Genomic DNA, 18,738 nt, shown 5'->3' with positions numbered 1-18,738 from the left:
GTGTAAATTGTTCTTAAATAGAAGTGATTTTTTGGGGTGTGTCCAAACAAGAGAGGGAAGGGTATAATTGGAAATGCTGTTATGTATTCGTGATAATGGGAGGAGATATGATGAAAGTCTGGCGCTGGGGCTATGAAGCCGATAAATACGATTCATTTACATTTCCCAACACTACTGAAGTAATGGATGAATATATCCGACCTCATTTTAATGGAACTCTCATTGGTGACAAATGGGGAGAGATAGAATTTGAAACCTATCGCTCTGGAAAAATGTCTAGTGACTGTACCGGTATTGGCAACAAAATTCCTATATTCAATGATCGAACGGTTAAAGCACTTAAGCCTTATCTGGATTCGAATGTTGAATTACTTCCTTTGAAACACCCAACAAAAATGTTTTATGCCGTTAATGTTATTCGCGTCATCGATGCGCTAGATTACGAAAAATCCGTTGTGGAGTATGTAGAAGGGAACCCAAACCTTTTTAAAGGCGTTAGTCAATTTGCATTTAAGTTAGAAGCAATACGGGATTATCCGATATTTAAAATTCCAGAGTATAAGAAACTTCGTGTATTTGTGACCGACTCTTTTAAAGAGGCCGTTGAGGCTAACCACTTAAAAGGCTTTACCTTTGAGTTAGTGTGGGATTCCGAAAATGTCGGAGATGCAGAAGCAGATTTGGAACGGAAGGTTCAAGAACAGTTAGACGCAATAGAGCGAAACAAAGGAGAAGAATTCAACTTTCAGGCGGCCCAAAGAAAGATGGAAGCCGGGGAATGTATTGCAAGCGGGAAATGGAGACTGAAGCAGGCCGAAGATGGAACCGTAAGGATGGGCAGCTTACAGGCAGACGGCAGTTACCATTGGATTCAGCCGAGTTACTATCCGCCGATTTTATTAGATCTGAAGTGGCATGTAGTGGATAAATTGGCTAAATAACAATAACAAATCACCATTGATGCGGTTACAAATCGACTAGTCCGCCGTCAGACGGTGTTCAATACTGAATCTGTAATCCTACCAATGGAGGAGCAGGCGGACTAAACGATAACTATGATTACAAATCAAACCCTATAGCTTTCTCGTAAATTCATTCAATTTTTCTGCCATTTGATGAATGTCATGAATTAGGGAAGAGATGTATTGGGATGATTCTGATTGTTGTTCAACGATTTTTGCGATGCGTTCAATGGAGACCCCGATCTCAGACGTCACTTCCCGGAATCCTAGCAGCGTTTCCTGAATGTCCTTCGTTGAGGTTATCGTCTCACTCGACAGCCTGCGGATCTCATTCGCTACGATCCCAAAGCCTCTCCCCGCTTCGCCGGCATGAGCGGCCTCTATGGCTGCGTTAATTCCCAACAGATTCGTTTGATTTCCGACCCCTTTTACAATGGAGACAACCTTATCCGTCTGATTCACCTGCGCCACCGTCTGTTGGGACAGGGTTAAAAGCTGCCCCGTGAAGTCCGCCAGCTGATTGGAGCCGTTTGCCACTTGGGACAGCTGTTCATTGGCTTGGCTTAACGATTGCGCAATTCGATCCGAAATCTCTCGCAACTCCGTTTGTCTTCGCAGCTGGACAGCAATGCCGCCGATTACGTTCCCTTGCTCATCGTGCAGCGGCGTTGCCGTCCCCGTAAACTCAAAGCCATAATAATCTGCAGGCACATCCGCCCTTAAGGATATATTGTTTTGCAATGCGTGCATCAGCGGCTCCTCTGGATGCAGCGCCTGATTCACTTTGATCTGCAAGTCAATGTCTTTTCCCGGCCAGTATGCGATAAACTTTTCCAAATTACACACAGCTATAGAAAGATCCGTAGGAACAGCCGCTTTGATGACTGGAATCATGGCTGCAAAATCCTCTAGCGACCGAACGACATTCATATTTGTTTACCTCCGTTGTTACATTTTATCGTTAATGAACATAACAAACACTCGAGAAATCCCTTTCGTTCATCCCCATATGTCGCCTCTCTAAATAGAGCCAGTTAGCTTCAGTATACTAGGTTTTAGCGAGAATACCTATCGTTTCTGACGATTTATGTCGATAATCTCACTTCATTGAAACCCATGAAGACTTTCATATTGGTGACTTATAAAAAAAATGGGCGCGCCTCAATTCGGCACGCCCACCCCTATGGTTCTTATTTGATTAAGCTCTCGCTGCCGTCTTCCAATCGATTCACGGCATGCTTCCTTGAAGCTTCCTCCACGTCGCCGTATGCCCAATGCGTCGGAGCTACGTCGTTCCATGTCGGCTCTGCAACCCCGATTAACGGACCGCGGCTCATTAACCGGTTGAGCATTTTTACAATTTCAGCGCGAGTCGCTGTCCGGTCCGGATGGAACAGCCCGTCTTCATATCCGGACGCAATACCCGAAGCAGCCAGCGCATTCATTTCCGTCTCGGCCCAGTGTCCGTTTGCATCGGAGAAACGTCCGGCTTCCGCAGCCTTCAATGCCTTCCAGCGTACGACCACCGCCGCGAATTCCGCGCGGGTCAGAGTCCGGTCAGGCTGGAATTGGCCTTCCCCGACACCTTGGAAGATTCCCTTGCTTCGCAAAGCCTCGATCGCTTCGAATGCCCAGTGATCCTGCTGTACATCGTGATATGCCGAAGCATTTATTGCAGGAGCCTTTTCGCCTTCATGCTTGAGAATTCTCCACAGCATTGCAGCAAACTCTGCACGTGTCGTGCCCTTCTCGGGCTGGAACAGCCCCCCGTCATAGCCGGAAATATACGGCTCATGAACCTCAGCATTCGTTGGTTCGGCAGGCTTTTGCTCAATCGTCGCCGGTGTTGCCGGTGTTGCAGCTCCTGCAGACCCTGCAGACCCTCCGGATGGAGTAGAGGAATCCTCCTCATCCTGGCCGGATGGCGCGTCATCCAGCTTTAACAGCGTAAATATACTAAACTTATTGATCGTAATGGAAACACCAATGATGGTTCCTGCGCTGTCACGTTCAATCGCTGCCTTTTGAAACTCAATGTCCCCGTCACTATGCTCAATATATACGTGCATCCCGGACAAATACGCCTCTTGAAGCGCCGGGTCGGATGGTGCATTCAGCTTAGACAGCGGGAATACCAATTTTACTTCATGTGAAGCAATGTTGGTATCGATTTCGATTGGCGTGCTGACTTCTGTCACCGTTTTATTCACGGCCTGCGAGGTTACAATCGGGTCAACCATCGCTCTTTGTGTTACCTGCGCTGCTTCTGTGCTGCTGCGAATCGGAACAAAGTTGAAAAAGAGATCCAGTCCTTTGGCCTCCAGCTGCTGCAAGGTCTGACTCGGCAGCACCACATTTGCCTCTTCCGTTTCAACCGCAAGATCCATTCCCGCTCCGCTCGCATAACCCGTATAAGAAGCCATAGGAATCTGGACCGCCACTTGATCGGCCTTGTCATCCGGCAGGTCCGTAACGACAACCCGCACGACCTTTTTGTTTTGTTGCAGCGCTTCGTTCAGTGCCAGCTGAGCTTTAAGCGGATCGTAATCCACCTTGTCGATCTTCGTGCCGTCAGTCAATGTTTTTCGAACAATCGTCGTTTGCTGCGCATCCGTCTTCTCTTCTCCTAAGCGGACAGGCACCGTACGAGAAACGTCTTCATTCACAATACTGACCGAACCCTTCTTTACGATAACTAGGAAAGGACGCTGTCCAATGCTGCCGTCTTTGTTTACCGTTGCCGTCATAATGACGGTTACATCCTTATCTGCCGGGCGATTCACGCTTCCGGTATGGGAGAGTGTGTTTGTATTGCTCGATGTCCATGTAATTTCCGTGTTATGCTTGCCGATCGTAGGAAAAAATACGTTTTGTGTCACACTTTCCCAGCTATCGCCCGGCGCATAACCGATTTCGATAGTCTTCAGCGCTTCCTCAATATCGGCCGTGGCTGTTTCATGGGTTACGGTTATCGGCAATTCCGCCGAAAACGTTTTGTATACTGCCTTTAAAACCGTAGAGCCTGTTCCTAAAGCAGTCAACGTACCCGCAGAATCAATGCCCGCAACCTGCGAATCCATAACGGTGAACGCCACCTGGTTCGCCGCAACACTGTCTTTGCTTCCGTCCGAATAAGTTGCTGTCAGCGCAATTCCCTTGCTCTCGCCTTTTTTCAAGGAAACCGTCTGATCGTTAAACCGAACGCCGTTTACTAACGGCCTCACCTTAACTGACGCCGAAACGGAATGATCGCCATAAACCGCTGTCATGACCGTGCTGCCTGCATTCATGGCCTTCAGCGTTCCTGAGGAAGTAACCTGCGCCACTCCACCCGGGGAAAATGAGTACTGGGCGTACGAGGTAACCTCATCGCTCCCGCCTTCCAAGTACGATACAAATAATTGCATGGGGACAGAGCTATTTTCGTCCATCTCGTACGACTGCTTGTCAAAAGAAATTCCGGACGGCGACGGAGGAAGTAAGGTGTAGCTCTCGCTCATCACCGCACTGTTTAGCATTCCAGCTTTCACAGCGATCGCCCGAACGGTCATGTCCCCCGTAATTGGAATCGGCCCGTTATATACCGGGCTTGCAATCGTCGGTGCCGTGCCGTCGATTGTGTAGTGAATTGCTGCATCCAGTGTGCTGCTCGTTAATACAACCGCCGTGCCGGGTGCTGCTGCTCCGCCGGCAGGACTTGCCGTCGGCACCGAGACCGGCTGCATCAGTGTATAGCTCTCGCTCATCACCGAACTGTCCAACATCCCCGCCTTCACCGCGACTGCCTTAAGCGTCACCGCGCCCGTAATCGTGATCGGGGCGTTATATAGCGAGCTCGCACTCGTAGGTGTCGTACCGTCCAAGGTATAGTGGATCGCCGCATCCAGCGTGCTGCTTGCCAGTGCAACCGTCGCCCCCGGCACTACCTCTCCGCCGGCCGGGCTGGCTGCAGGCACACCCGCCGGCTGCATCAAGGTATAACTCTCGCTCATGACTACGCTGTCCAGCATCCCCGCCTTCACCGCGATCGCCTTTAGCGTCACCGCGCTCGTAATCGCGATCGGGCCGGTATAGACCGGGCTTGCGCTCGTCGGCGTCGCGCCGTTCATTGTATAGTGGATCACAGCATCCGGCGTGGCGGATGTCAATGCAACCGTCGTACCGGGCACAACCATGCTGCCGGTGGGATTCGCCGTCACAGGCTCTACCTGCGGCGGAAGCTCCCGGTACGACATTACCGTCGCTTTTCCTGAATAAAACCTGTCATTATAAGATACATACGGCGTGCCATTGTCTACTGCAATAGAGAGGAAATGCGCTTCGCCTGCCGAGAAGCCGCCGCTCCCTACCGTTTCCCAATCGACGCCATTGAATGTCTTTACAGTCGCTTTCTTCCCATTGACTCTATCCTGATAGGCCACGTACAGCTTCCCGTTCTCATGCGTCATGACTACGGAAAATGCTTCCCCAGCGGAAAAGCCCGGGGTACCAAGGTAGTTCCATTCGAATCCATCGAATGTCATAACGGACGCTTTCAGACCGTTTGCGTTATCTCGAAAAGCAATATAAGGGATCCCCTGATATACTACTAATGAAGTTGAAGTCGCAGAGCTGGAAGTGAACCCCTCTGTTCCGACCGGTTCCCAATCCAGCCCATTAAATGCCATCACAACAGCTTTGCTATATAATGCATGATCATTGTAGGCCAAATACGGTACACCATTTTCAATAAAAAGGCTGTTGTCTGTGGCAATCCCCGTTGAAAAGCCCGGAGGTCCAACGTTGACCCATTCCAAGCCGTCAAACTTCTTTACGGTTGCTTGCCCATTATATGCATTGTCCCGATATGCTACATAAGGGGTACCGCTCAAATCATCAATGTCAAACGAAACAAAGTCTACATTCCCCTCAGAAAATCCAAGACTTCCAACAGCGACCCAGCTTGAGCCATTAAACTTCATAACACTGGCCTTCATCGCGCCGGTCATCATATCGGTATCCTGATAGGCCACATAAGGTACACCTTGATAAAACTTCAGCGAAATATGGCCTGCGCCGCCTGCTGTAAAGCCGGCGCTTCCTACAAGCACCCAGCTGCTGCCGTTAAATTTCCGGACGGTCAGTTTGCCCATCCTGCTTCTGTCTTCATATGCGATGTAAGGAACCCCTTGTTCAATTACGATCGAATCCCAAACCGTTGAGCTTGAAGTAAATCCCGGCGTTCCAACCGGCTGCCATGCTTTAGCAGGTTCGCCCGTTGGCGTTATTGCGTGAATCGTGGTGCTGAACATCGATAAAACCATCGTGAAAATAAGTAACACAACGAACCCTTTTGCTGCATTTTGCCGCTTCCCCATCATGCTGTCTAATCCCCTCTACTAAGCTGAACTATTTAAATACCAGATGAAACCATTTCGACACCAATCGACCGTTTTCAACACTTTTCACATTATACCATCGTTTTCTAGATTCAACATTTCTTTTTTTATCAAAGGAACGCACTTCAAACACAAACAAAAAGAGCACCATAACGGCGCCCCAAAAGTCTCATTCTATGTTTCATCCACAGCCAAAACGCCCGGGACACAACTAAATTTACCTATACCACTATTCGGCCACACAAACCTGATTTCTGCCGCTCTCCTTGGCAAGATAGAGGGCCTGATCCGCAGCATCAATCATTTTCTGATTATGAAAATCGTGAAGATGTGTTGTGACACCAAGCGAGGCCGTTATTCGAAACCCTTCAAACGCTAATTCCCGAATACACTCCGATATTCGGTTCGCCACAATGAAGGCTTCCGTCGCGTCCGTCTCAGGAAGCAGCACAACAAATTCTTCCCCTCCCATACGCGCACAAAGATCGGTAAGTCTAACCGATTCTCTTAAGGCCGATGCAACACGCTTAAGAACTTCATCCCCCATCGAATGACCGTAAGTATCATTTATTCTTTTAAAATGGTCAAGATCCACTAAAATGAGGGAGAGCGGATGGTGATAGCGTTCGGAACGAATAATTTCCTCTTTAAATTTCTGGTCAAAATATCTGCGATTATGAAGCTTCGTAAGCTCATCGGTGATCGAAAGCTCGAGCAATTGCTGCTCCATTTCTTTGCGCTCCGAAATATCCCTTAGGACGATCATTTTCCCGCTTATCAACCCATTGTCCTTTAGTGCATAGGAATCGATAATGAAGCAGTGTACTTCACCGCTCATTTCTAGCTCCAGCTCGCCATTCTTATGCTCTATATCATCATGCAGCAGCTGAAATATTTTCAGCGCCTCTTTGTTTACGACCAGCTTCTCAATTTTCCAAAAATACTGCCCCATAATTTGCGTACTTTCAAGCCCGAAAAGGTCCACCATTTTCTTATTGCATAAATCAATCTTTCCGGCACTGTCCATCCCCAGGATCAGTGAATTCGATTCTTGAATAAGCACATTCCGTTTATTCAAAATTTTGTCGCGGCTCCTCATCGTCTGAACAATCATCATCACCATCAGCCCGAGCGTCAGGAACCAAAGCGCACCCTGCAGCAAGAACTCCACGCGAAACCCGATAAAGAAAAGATTCAAAATCATATGCGACAGAGCCGCAGCTGCCGCTGCGATGAGACTTGTCCTCATCGATAAATATAAAGATGAAAGGATGATTGGGAAAAAATACAACTCGATTTCTAACCCCTCTTGAAAAAGGAAGCTTCGTTCCGCATTCCACAAAAGCGACAGAATAAAGGTGGCTCCGATGACAATACTGATCGCCGCTCTTCGAAAGCTTTTTAATACGTGGATTAACACCGGCTGTAAAAACAGGCAGACAACCAGAGTAGCCGCAAGATCCAAGCTTAAGTGAATCGAATAGGCCAACTGATGAAAATAATTCACCTTCAACCATATAAAAGACACAAAAAACACGGCGACGATCGATACATTCAATAAAAGCTTAGGCGTATTCATGCGGATTCCCCTTTAATGCGTGCTAACTACAGTATACAACGTTTAGGGACAGATAAATATAGTTTTTGACGAATAATGTCATTAAATGTCGAACCATTCAGCCAACCTATAGCTCTCAAACGAAATAATCGGATGCATTGTTATAAGCTGCGATTGGAATCCAAATAGCCGGGAAAGCTAGATAGTACACCTATTTTAAGCAAAGGAGAACTGCTGCATGACCTCAGACTTCCCTTACTTATCACGTAAACTAGTAAAAGAAACGTTTCACGACAGCATGCTTCTAGAAGCGATCTGGAATCATAAATGGGGGATGGACAACCCTGTTGGAAAAATCCATAAAGTATTGATGCATTGTCCTGGCCGCGAGGTCGTGAAGCTTCATGAACAAACGGGCCAAATCGAGTCCGGTCCGCTCCTGTTGAATCAAATCAAAGGCAGATTAAGCAACAGCCGCAGCCCCAGCCTCCCCGACCTTGAACTGCTCCAAAGTCAACATAAAGGCTTACAGGCTGCATTGGAAAAAGAGGGAGTGGAGATCATCAATCTGCAGGGTCAAACGGAGCGGTGGCCTGACTGCATGTATACCCGTGACCTCGGAATGGTGATCCCAGGCGGCGTCATCTTATCTCGCTTCGCATTATATATTCGCTACGGTGAAACCAGACTCGCCGCAGAAACCTTCAGCCAAATAGGGATTCCCGTTCTTGGAATGGTCCAAGGAAACGGGTTCGCGGAGGGCGGCAGCTTCATCATGTTGGATGAACGAACCGCAGTAATCGGGCGTTCGGAGCGCGTAAACCCTCAAGGCATCGAGCAGGTCAAACAAATTTTAGCTTTTCAAGATATAGAACTTATCTGTATTGATCTGCCCGCATCCATTATTCACTTGGATGAGGCGTTTCTTATGGTCGACCAGCACAAAGCGTTAGTTAATACTGCTTTGCTTCCTTTCTGGTTTCTTGACGAGCTTCACAAAAGAAGTATTGAGATGCTTCATGTCGATCTGCGTGATCCCACCCTGGCCATCAATGCACTCGCCGTCTCACCCGGAAAAGTATTATGCTCAAGTGATGCTGTATACACGATGGATGTGTTATCCCACAATGGAGTAGAGGTGATTTCCGTAGATATATCAGAAATCAAAAAAATGGGCGGCGGCATCCACTGCTGCACACTGCCGCTGATCCGAGAATCTTTACTATAAATTCGCTCCCTTACACCGCTTTTTGGAAACCCTGGCTATCTATTTGGCCTGGGTTTTTCACCTTCCAATTTTCGACAATCATCAATAGGCCAAAAGTATTAAAACTTCTATGAAAAACACTGCGAAAACTTTATAATTATGTAATTACCACATTTTAAACCAACGATAAGGAATCCTCTCAATGAATGATTTGTTTATGGATTTTTTAACCATTCTGCTTCCCACTTACTTTTTCTTTTATATGGCCATCACGATCTTTTCTCGAAACAAAAAAAGTCCGCTCAACCGGGTGGCCGGACTGCTCATGCTATCTTTTTTGTTTTATTTTTTGGGAGAGTACTTAAAAACCTCGCTGCTTCCTCAGTACCAAGTGCAGATTGTGCTGTACGGGAACGGGCCCATGTTATTGTTAATCATTTGTTTTCTGGTCCATCTTTGCATACTGGTCGGAAGTCCCGTGACAAGAAGGCTGCAGCGCTGGCTGCCCCTAATCTATGCTGCTCCATTTATCAAATTGTTCATCCTGCTGGCCAGTATGGAGCATCATGTATTATATAATGCGGAAGTTACGGGCGGACGCAGTCCGCTTCATCCCCTGATGCTGGTGCTTACCTTGTCTTATGTGGCCGGCTATATTTTCTTGTCGGTTGCCATTCTTGCCGTTTCCTGGTTTCGCACCAAAGAGACCAAACGAAGAAGGCTGCTTCGGTCCCTGCTTCTTAGTTTGTTCGGACTCTTCACCTGGTTTGTCTTCGTAACCTTCCTTTTACAAGCTGCATTTCTGGATACACGGAACGCCATGATGCTTTATTTTATCGGATACTTAGTCTGGGGCTTCGTACTTCGCCATATTGTCGGAAAATACGATTTTCTCCCGGATTATCGAAAGCTGTTTCAGATCTTGTTTCAATCCGCACCGACCTCCATTCTCCTGCTCAATCAAGAAGGCCGGGTTATCGAAATGAACCCTCGGGCTAAGGTGCTGTTCGAAGGCTTTTCCGGTTCCGATGCCAATGCACTCTGTCACCTTTATATGAATGAAGGAGTGAGCTTAAAGGGTAAGCTTGCCTCGTTTCTTCAGGATCGAAGCATGGACACATCTTGGGAAGTCCAAATGAATCACCCGAACGCGGGCCGGCTTGATTTGATTGCCAGCCTTGATGTCATTCAAGAAGCCGACGAAGAGCTCCTCGTCGTGCATCTCACGAATGTTACTTCACTCAAAGAAACAGAACGCAGACTGCTCGAATCGGAACGAAGCTATAAATATTTAGCGCACCACGATCCTCTCACCGGGCTTTATAACCGCGCTGCGATTCAGGAGCTGCTTGAAGGAAAGATTCATAGGGAGGAGCCTTTTGCTTTCATCCTGATCGATTTGGACAACTTCAAGCCCATTAACGACACCTACGGTCATCTGGTTGGGGATCGGTATTTGCAGCATATAGCAGAGGTTTTAAGGAAGCACGCAGGTTCAAACGATCTGCTCGGACGCATCGGCGGCGATGAATTTGTTCTGATCCTCCCGTCCAGCAATGACACAGCCACCGTGGAAAAAGAGGCCTCTCATCGTTTATTGCCTTTTACAGAACATCCTTTGATCCACAATGAGGCGGAGCTGTCCATTTCCTTTAGCGCCGGAATCAGCTTGTATCCGCGCCATGCGTCCGACCTAACGGCATTGCTTCGGAAAGCGGATGAAGCGATGTATGCCGTGAAACGCGGCAGCAAAAACGGAATCGCAGTATATGACGGAGATTGACCACATAGGGGCGGCTGAAGTGAGGAGATCACGGAGGCCGCCTTGAGTTTTGGCCTCTATGCTTAGCCCCCCATTTCTATCCCCGCGTTTATCTATCGCATAGGCAAAAGACTCGATTTGACTTGATATCGACTTTGCTTACGTCATATTATGTTACATTTTGGATTTGAGTCACCATCAATTAACACCATCACCCCAAGTTTATGTCATATTACTTGACACGAAACAAACATTTAAAGTATGATCCTTTTTGTAGAAGGCACAGCTTTCCAATACAGAGAGGAGAAATTCTAACATGACCATCAAAAACAAGTTAGTGAACTCCATTACCGCAAGCGCCTTAATCGCCACCCTTTTTGCAGGCACAGCACTTGCCGAGGCTCCGCTTAAGAGTACTGCTAGTACGGCCCTGCCCCCTGCTTCGTCCACAGCTGCAGCAAAAGAAGAGAAGAAGAAAGAGCTGCCCAATGTAACCATTCTTGCCACTGGCGGGACGATCGCCGGCTCGGCCGCTTCCAATACGTCAACAACCGGCTATAAAGCCGGCGCACTGGGGGTAGACATCCTTATTAGCGCCGTCCCCGAAATGGCGGAGATCGCCAATGTCAGCGGCGAACAAATTGCCAACACCGGCAGCCCGAACGTAAATAACGAAACGCTGATTAAACTGGCGAATCGCATTAACGAGCTTTTGAAAACAGACGAGGTGGACGGCGTCGTCGTCACGCATGGCACAGACACCCTGGAAGAAACGGCCTATTTCCTAAATCTTACAGTAAAAAGCGATAAGCCTGTCGTCGTCGTAGGCGCTATGCGTCCGGCAACTGCCATTAGCGCTGACGGTCCAATGAATCTTTACAACTCGGTACTGCTCGCCGGAACAGAAGAGGCTAAAGGCCGCGGCGTGATGATCATGCTCAATGATCGCATCGGCTCCGCCCGCCACACAACCAAGACAAACACCACTGCTTTGGACACCTTCAAAGCGACCGAGCAAGGATATATCGGTATGATCGCCGGCGGCGTCCCTTATTTCTACAGCGAAATTACCGCAAAGCATACCACAGAGTCCGTCTTTGACGTATCCGGCTTAACCGAGCTTCCTCAGGTAGACATTATTTACAGCTACCAAAACGAAGGCAGATACTTATACGATGCTGCCGTTGAAGCAGGCGCTAAAGGCATCGTCACAGCCGGGTCCGGCAACGGCTCGCTGTCCAGCATTGGCTCCGAGGCTTTAGAGGATGCCGCAGAAAAAGGTGTCGTTGTTGTCCGTTCCTCCCGCGTAGGCTCGGGAATCGTCACCCCAAGAGGGCAGATCACTTCCATGTCCTTGAATCCGCAAAAAGCCCGCATCCTGCTCATGCTGGCGCTCACGAAAACAACTGATGCCGATAAAATTAAGGAATACTTTGCAGAGTACTAAAATGAATGGAACGGCGACTTCTTCCCATGCTCGTGGGGAGGGGTCGCTTTTTTTATTACTCCACAATACAGCCTGATATTAGGCCTCTAACCGGAGCCAAACATCCATTCCGTCTACCCTGGTCATACATAAGATAGAGCATCATGTAAAAAGGAGTGAAAATGAAATGGCATACCATCCTGTTTGTCCTCCCGTATCTCCCGTTACAGCTCCGACAAAGGTCGTTTACGAAGACTATTTTTATCCTCAGCCTGTGCAAATTGTCCACCCAGTTCAAATCGTTCGCCGTCATCACTGCGTTCCCGTTCCTTACCATACTGTCGCCTACAACGTAACCGACGAAGCAGCTGCAGCGGTTTGCAGCCATAAGAAAAGCCGCAAGCGGATGAAAAAATAAAGATACAGCCTCGCCACCCTTTTTATAGGCAAAAAAAGAGCTTTATCACCGGTTACAGTGACAAAGCTCTTTTTTTGTCCTCAAGCCGATAAACCTATTTGCCGTCGATAAGCTCAGCTTTACGAAGCAGCCGCTGAATCATAGCCGCTGTCTCGACCCTCGTAATCTCCGCCGCAGGACGCAGCTGTCCGTCGGCTCCGCCAGCCAGTTCGTAATGGATCGCAGAGAGAACTCCTGCCTTCGCCCAATCGGCGATCTGTGCAGCGTCCGTGTACGTAGACAACAGCTTATCCGAGTCTACCTCGGCTGTATTGGCTCTTTCCTGATCCACCAATATTGTCACCCGAGCCATGATCGCCATTGCCTCTTGCCGGGTAATTGATTGTGTAGGACGGAAGGTGCCATCTTCGTATCCGTTGATGATGCCATACTCCTTCGCCGCTGCTACAGGTCCGGCATACCAGTCATTCAAGGTTACGTCATGATAAGCCGTCTCCTGAGTATTAGGAAGCCCGAGCGCTCTTACAATGACCGCCGCAAATTCTGCACGTGTTATTGCAGCATTCGGCTGGAAATGGTCACGGTCCACACCGTTTAAGATCATCCTTGAGGCAAGGTCATTGACCGCCGTCTCCCCCCAATGGTTGTTCATATCGGTGAATTGAACCGGGTTCCAAACTAATGCATAGGTGCTGTTCGTCATGCTGTTGATGACGGCGACCTTCTTTCCAGCACGCGTTGTAATGTAAGTCGGGACATGGCGAATTCCCCCATTTTCCTCCAGAACAACGGCAGTGGTGATTTTATCGGGGTCTGCCTCTGAAGAAAGAGGAATTTCCCGCTGGATGTAAGTACTGAACCTTTCAACCATTATGGAATCCCCGTTATGTGATGCCGTCACGGTAAAATCAATGGGACCCGCTGCCACAACAAAGCCCCGCTCTTCAGCCGCACGATCCATTCGCCCGGCTTCTTCACGTCCACTTTGTGCGACAACAACCTGTACGGTAATCGCTTCAAGCATAGACTGATCAAAACGCTCCGAAATTTGACCAATCAGTACTTCTGCCGCCGGCAAACGATAATTGCCGTTCGGCGTTCGGATATCTAGTACAGCAAATTTATTTTCCAGCGCCTTAACCGCTTGACCTGTTAACCCGACAGAAACCTCATCCGCAGCCTGCTCAACCGTGACGAGTAAAGTTGCATGTTGATCCATGTCGTTAAGCTGTTTGGCCAATAAACCTTCATCGAAAGTGACATAAGCTTGCGATTTTCCGCCTTTGACCGACGTGCTTACTTTTGCCAGTCCGTCAACATACGTGCCGTTTACATACAAGCCCATCGGGGTCACAGGTCCATTCGTTGCACTTGCCCCGGTTTGCGGACCTCCGGCGGACGATTGACCGTCGGCCGAGGAATTCCCACTGTCTGCAGACTCATCATCTGAAGGCGGGTCTTGTCTAACGACAGCAATAGTGTAGGTTCGTTTCGTTAGCCCATCCTGTGCCGTGACCTCAATGGAAATGATATTTTTACCCTCAGAAAGTGCAATGGCGGCCGAAGGATTTCCACTTTCCACCCGCTTCCCGTTAACCCTTACTACTGCAGTCGCGTGCTCAGCAGTTGCGGCCACGGCGATTTCCGATACCTCATAAGACACTTCCGCTTGATAGTCTGTCTGGTCGGCGGAGAATGCCGGAGTAAGCGATCCAAACGTTAACGCAAGTCCGCTCAAACCAGCATTGCTGCTCGCCGCTCGTTGAATGGTAAGGGTATAGTTGGCGGAGTCCACCCCATTCTCTGCTTCGACCAGTAGATTTACAATGTTCTTCCCCACCGATACAGGGATCAACACAGGAGCGCCGCTCGGATAAAGCTCGCCATTCACCTTTAAACGAGCGTTCTGATGATAAGTCGCAGCGGTCACTGATGCTTCAGCCGCCTCATAAGGAAGCTCCATCGAATAGGAATACTGATTCGGATCAAAGGCCGGATATATTATACCAAGACTCACATCCAAACGGTTCAGCTGTGCGTTGCCCGAGGCCTCCCGAGTGACCGTAACCGTGTACTTACTCGTCGTTGTACCATCCTGAGCCGTAATCTCAATGTCGATAACATTCGAGCCTACAAGGAGTGGAATCGGATTATTTACTGCTTCCCCATTGAGCTTCACTGCACTAACAGTCGCGTCAAAATGCACGGGGGAAACATGCAGGGCAGTGCTGTATACCGCGTTCGATACAGTTGCGCTGTACTGATAAACACTCGCGCTGACGCTCTCATTCAGCTGAATTCCTTCCAAAAATAACGAGCCTATTGCCGCATTGGAAGATGGCGCTCTTGAAACATCAACCGTATACATTTTCTTGGCTAGACCATCTTCCGCCGTCACCTCTATTTGAATCCGGTTCTCTCCTACCTGCAGTGAAACCGAGCCCGATCCCTTTTCTCCTCTGTACAAAAGAGTATGTTCCGCTTTTTTGTAATACGTCACGGCTGTAACTGTCGTATTGTCCGTCTCATAGGGGACACTTGCTGTATAGCTTGTTACGTGCCGATTAAATGCAGGTGTGAGCGCAATTGCCGAAAGGTTCAAGCTGCTCAGGTCGGCGTTCGTCGATGCGTATACCGCCTGTGTCACTTGGAATACGACGTCTGTCATATTTGCTGCCTTCACCGTTACGGCAGCGGAATACGTGCCTGACTCCAGTCCGTCCTTCGCCTTCACCGTAAAGGTTGTGCTTGGCTCTGCTGCGTTCAACATTTCTGCCGGTTGTGTCAGTTCAAACACATCAGCTTTCACCCCGCTAAGACTCGCCGACACTTCGTTCAACAGGCCTGTGCCGGTCCGTGTGATCGTCACCGTCTTTGTTTCCTGCGTGCCCACACCGTAACCTGCTTCCAGCTCCACAAACTTTATATCAGTAAGCGGCGTAATCGTGTACGAGTGCACCACCTGCGTCACTGCAAACACGACGTCGGCCATGTTCGCCGCCTTCACGGTCACGTCAGCCGTGTAGGTTCCGGCCGCCAAACCATCCTTCGCCTTCACCGTTAGGCTCGCGCTCGGCGTCGTACCATCCAGCGTCAGTGCCCCCGGCGGTGTCAGTTCAAATGCAGCTGCATCCGCACCGCCAAGCACCGCCGTCACATTGTTCAGTACGCCAGTCCCTGTTCGCGTCAGCGTCACGCTCTTCGCTTCCTGCGTGCCTGCGCCATACCCGGCCGCAAGCTCCGCAAGCCCCACATCCGCAAGCGGCGCCATCGTATACGAATGCACCACCTGCGTCACCTGAAACACGACGTCAGCCATGTTTGTCGCCTTCACCGTCACGTTTGCCGTGTAGGTTCCGGCCGCTAAACCATCCTTCGCCTTCACCGTAAAGCTCGTGCTCGGCGTCGTACCATCGAGCGTTCGCACCGCTGGCTGCGTCAGCTCAAATACAGCTGCATCCGCTCCGCCAAGCACCACCGTCACATTGTTCAGCACGCCAGTCCCTGTTCGCGTCAGCGTCACCGTCTTCGTCTCCTGCGTGCCTGCACCATACCCGGCTGCCAGCTCCGCAAGCCCAACATCCGCAAGCGGCGCCATCGTATACGAGTGCACCACCTGCGTCACTTGAAACACGACATCCGCCATGTTTGCCGCCTTCACGGTCACGTTTGCCGTGTAGGTTCCGGCTGCCAAGCCATCCTTCGCCTTCACCGTAAAGCTCGTGCTCGGCGTCGTACCATCGAGCGTTCGCACCGCTGGCTGCGTCAGCTCAAATACAGCTGCATCCGCTCCGCCAAGCACCACCGTCACATTGTTCAGCACGCCAGTCCCTGTTCGCGTCAGCGTCACCGTCTTCGTCTCCTGCGTGCCTGCACCATACCCGGCTGCCAGCTCCGCAAGCCCAACATCCGCAAGCGGCGCCATCGTATACGAGTGCACCACCTGCGTCACTTGAAACACGACATCCGCCATGTTTGCCGCCTTCACGGTCACGTTTGCCGTGTAGGTTCCGGCTGCCAAGCCATCCTTCGCCTTCACCGTAAAGCTCGTGCTCGGCGTCGTATCATCGAGCGTTCGCACCGCTGGCTGCGTCAGCTCGAAAGCGCTCGCACCTGCCCCGCTAAGCACCGCTGTAACGTTGTTCAACACGCCTGTGCCGGTTCGCGTCAGCGTTACGCTCTTACTCTCCTGCCCACCCGCCGTATATCCGGCTGCGAGCTCGACTAGCGTCTGATTCGCTAACGGTGCAATCGTGTAGGAATGACTAACCTTCTGTGTTACTGTAAAGACCTCATTCACCATGTTATCGGCCCTCACGGTGACCGTCGCCGTATAGGTACCTACCGCCAACCCATCCTTCGCCCTAACCATGAATGACGTGGTATTCACAGCATCGTCTAGCGTCCGGCTCCCCGGTTGCACAAGCTCAAAAGCACTGGCGTTCGTTCCGCTCAAAGACGCTGAAACATTATTCAAAACACCCGTTCCTGTCCGCGTAATGGTTACGCTCTTGGCCTCCTGCGTGCCCGACGTATAACCAAAGACCAACTCCGACATCGTTTGGTCGACGATTGGTGAAACCGTATAGGTAGGCGGGGTCTCCATAATAGCAATGCTATTTATGTATTCCGCCGTTTTATGCACCATTTTCACGGCCGTACCGTCCGGGTTCATCCGGTAAACCTGACTTCCATTCGATGAATTCGAAACAGAGAAGTACACCTTATTCACCTTCGAATCGTAAGCAACATCTGTCATCCATTCAGGAGTACTATGAGTGTAAAGTGACTTCGGCCCCACAGTTCCATCCGATAGATTTGCTGCCCAGACTTGGTTATCGACCGTATAATAAAGCTTTCCATTCACTTTATCGATCGCCAAATCAGTAAATACGTCACCAACATTCGCTACAAAAGGAGAACTCATGTCTGAGTAACGGTAAATATTCTTTACACCTTCATACATCGCATCGTAGTTAAAATAAATATGGCCTGTACTTGGATCCAGCGCCAGTCCGTTTAGGGTGAGATATACACCAGGCTTCTCATACAAGGTTGTTACTTCTACCGGACTGCTTGTAAGCTTCATTTTTCGAACCCTGGATTCCATGATCGGTGAACCTGAGTTCACGACCGAATCTGTAAAATACAAATTTCCGCCCGTCCCGTCATAAACTAACTTCTTCACGAAGCGGTCGTTTTGATAAATAACGGTAGACCCCGTCCCATCCAATTTCACTTTATAAATAGCCATACTTCTATCCGCATAGTAGAAATACCCCCCGGCAGGGTCAAGCGCAATGGCCGTCGGGTAATTGTACCCCATTGGGGTAGAGCCGATTTGGACCGGAGTCGCCCCTTCCGATAGCTCCAACCTTTGTATCCTCCCATTATAATTCGAACCATTTTCACCGGTCGTAAAATACAAGGTCGTCGGTGCTGCCGCCTGCACAGTTGCAGTGCCCGGCATTCCTAGAAAAATAAGCGCACAGCAAATCATGACGAGCATAAGTTGGACGCGGACTGCCGTAGTAACTACCTTTTTCATAGGATGAGCCGTTCCTTTGACCCATTCTGCTCCACTTTGCCATTTCGATTTCACGCTTGAGCCTTGCTCTGCTCGTTCTGCTCTAAATCGTTTCATCATCCCACTCCCATGTTGAAATTTACCGCCCCTGCGATTTCTCTCTGCTGTATAAAATAATTGATTGCGGTGTAAGATTTTCCATATAGCTCCAAATACCTAACCCATTCTATCAGACGTAGTTTAAAATTAGTTAAAAATGATGAAAAAGATATAGGAGTGTGACAAAAATCACCTTTTTTTAGTAGGAAGCGTATTAAACACCTGACCCCCAAGTCCGCAATCGTGGCCCACATATCGGAGCGACTTGCATCTGTAAAAATCGTACCGAAGTCCAAATTCTCTGCTAACCAATAGTTGGTGATATGTTCATAGACATCAGCTGCAATTGATGTATTCCCCATCGTAGTTGAATACTCGAACCTTCGAAAAGGCCAGGTCGA

The 18,738-nt window shown here is 49.3% G+C and carries 9 protein-coding genes; 5 read left to right on the top strand and 4 right to left on the bottom strand.

What is annotated here, in order from left to right; all coding sequences use genetic code 11:
• Positions 1 to 110 precede the first annotated feature (110 nt).
• Positions 111 to 941 (top strand): imm11 family protein, encoded by an 831-nt coding sequence (locus tag GQS10_RS08560; protein ID WP_166241034.1) that lies wholly within the window; start codon positions 111 to 113, stop codon positions 939 to 941.
• 132 nt (positions 942 to 1,073) lie between these two features.
• Here GQS10_RS08560 and GQS10_RS08555 read toward each other — a convergent pair whose 3' ends face one another.
• The 3 genes from GQS10_RS08555 to GQS10_RS08545 all read right to left on the bottom strand — a co-directional run bounded on the left by GQS10_RS08555 (position 1,074) and on the right by GQS10_RS08545 (position 7,919).
• Entirely contained in the window at positions 1,074 to 1,892 is an 819-nt protein-coding gene (locus GQS10_RS08555) for a methyl-accepting chemotaxis protein (protein WP_166241032.1), read from the bottom strand.
• Positions 1,893 to 2,152: 260 nt separating this feature from the next.
• Entirely contained in the window at positions 2,153 to 6,322 is a 4,170-nt protein-coding gene (locus GQS10_RS08550) for a chitobiase/beta-hexosaminidase C-terminal domain-containing protein (RefSeq protein ID WP_166241030.1), read from the bottom strand.
• 247 nt (positions 6,323 to 6,569) lie between these two features.
• Complete coding sequence (locus GQS10_RS08545; RefSeq protein ID WP_166241028.1) at positions 6,570 to 7,919, bottom strand: sensor domain-containing diguanylate cyclase; 1,350 nt, start codon at positions 7,917 to 7,919, stop codon at positions 6,570 to 6,572.
• Between the two features lie 217 nt (positions 7,920 to 8,136).
• Between GQS10_RS08545 and GQS10_RS08540 the strand changes: the two genes are divergently transcribed.
• The 4 genes from GQS10_RS08540 to GQS10_RS08525 all read left to right on the top strand — a co-directional run bounded on the left by GQS10_RS08540 (position 8,137) and on the right by GQS10_RS08525 (position 12,711).
• Positions 8,137 to 9,126: a dimethylarginine dimethylaminohydrolase family protein gene (locus GQS10_RS08540; RefSeq protein WP_166241026.1), complete on the top strand. Its 990-nt coding sequence runs from the start codon at positions 8,137 to 8,139 to the stop codon at positions 9,124 to 9,126.
• 181 nt (positions 9,127 to 9,307) lie between these two features.
• Positions 9,308 to 10,888 carry a diguanylate cyclase domain-containing protein gene (locus GQS10_RS08535; RefSeq protein WP_166241024.1) on the top strand — a complete coding sequence of 527 codons (1,581 nt, stop codon included), beginning with the start codon at positions 9,308 to 9,310 and terminating at the stop codon, positions 10,886 to 10,888.
• A gap of 295 nt (positions 10,889 to 11,183) precedes the next feature.
• A complete protein-coding gene (locus GQS10_RS08530) occupies positions 11,184 to 12,314 on the top strand; it encodes a type II asparaginase (RefSeq protein ID WP_166241022.1) in 1,131 nt (376 codons plus the stop codon).
• Positions 12,315 to 12,480: 166 nt separating this feature from the next.
• Complete coding sequence (locus GQS10_RS08525) at positions 12,481 to 12,711, top strand: hypothetical protein (protein ID WP_166241020.1); 231 nt, start codon at positions 12,481 to 12,483, stop codon at positions 12,709 to 12,711.
• 94 nt (positions 12,712 to 12,805) lie between these two features.
• On the opposite strand, the gene GQS10_RS08520 is transcribed toward GQS10_RS08525, so the two are convergent.
• Complete coding sequence (locus tag GQS10_RS08520; RefSeq protein ID WP_166241018.1) at positions 12,806 to 18,355, bottom strand: cadherin-like beta sandwich domain-containing protein; 5,550 nt, start codon at positions 18,353 to 18,355, stop codon at positions 12,806 to 12,808.
• Positions 18,356 to 18,738 lie beyond the last annotated feature (383 nt).

This window comes from Paenibacillus turpanensis, from assembly GCF_011421635.1.
Taxonomy (GTDB): Bacteria; Bacillota; Bacilli; order Paenibacillales; family YIM-B00363; genus Paenibacillus_AK; species Paenibacillus_AK turpanensis.
This window is presented reverse-complemented; position numbering and strand designations above follow the sequence as displayed.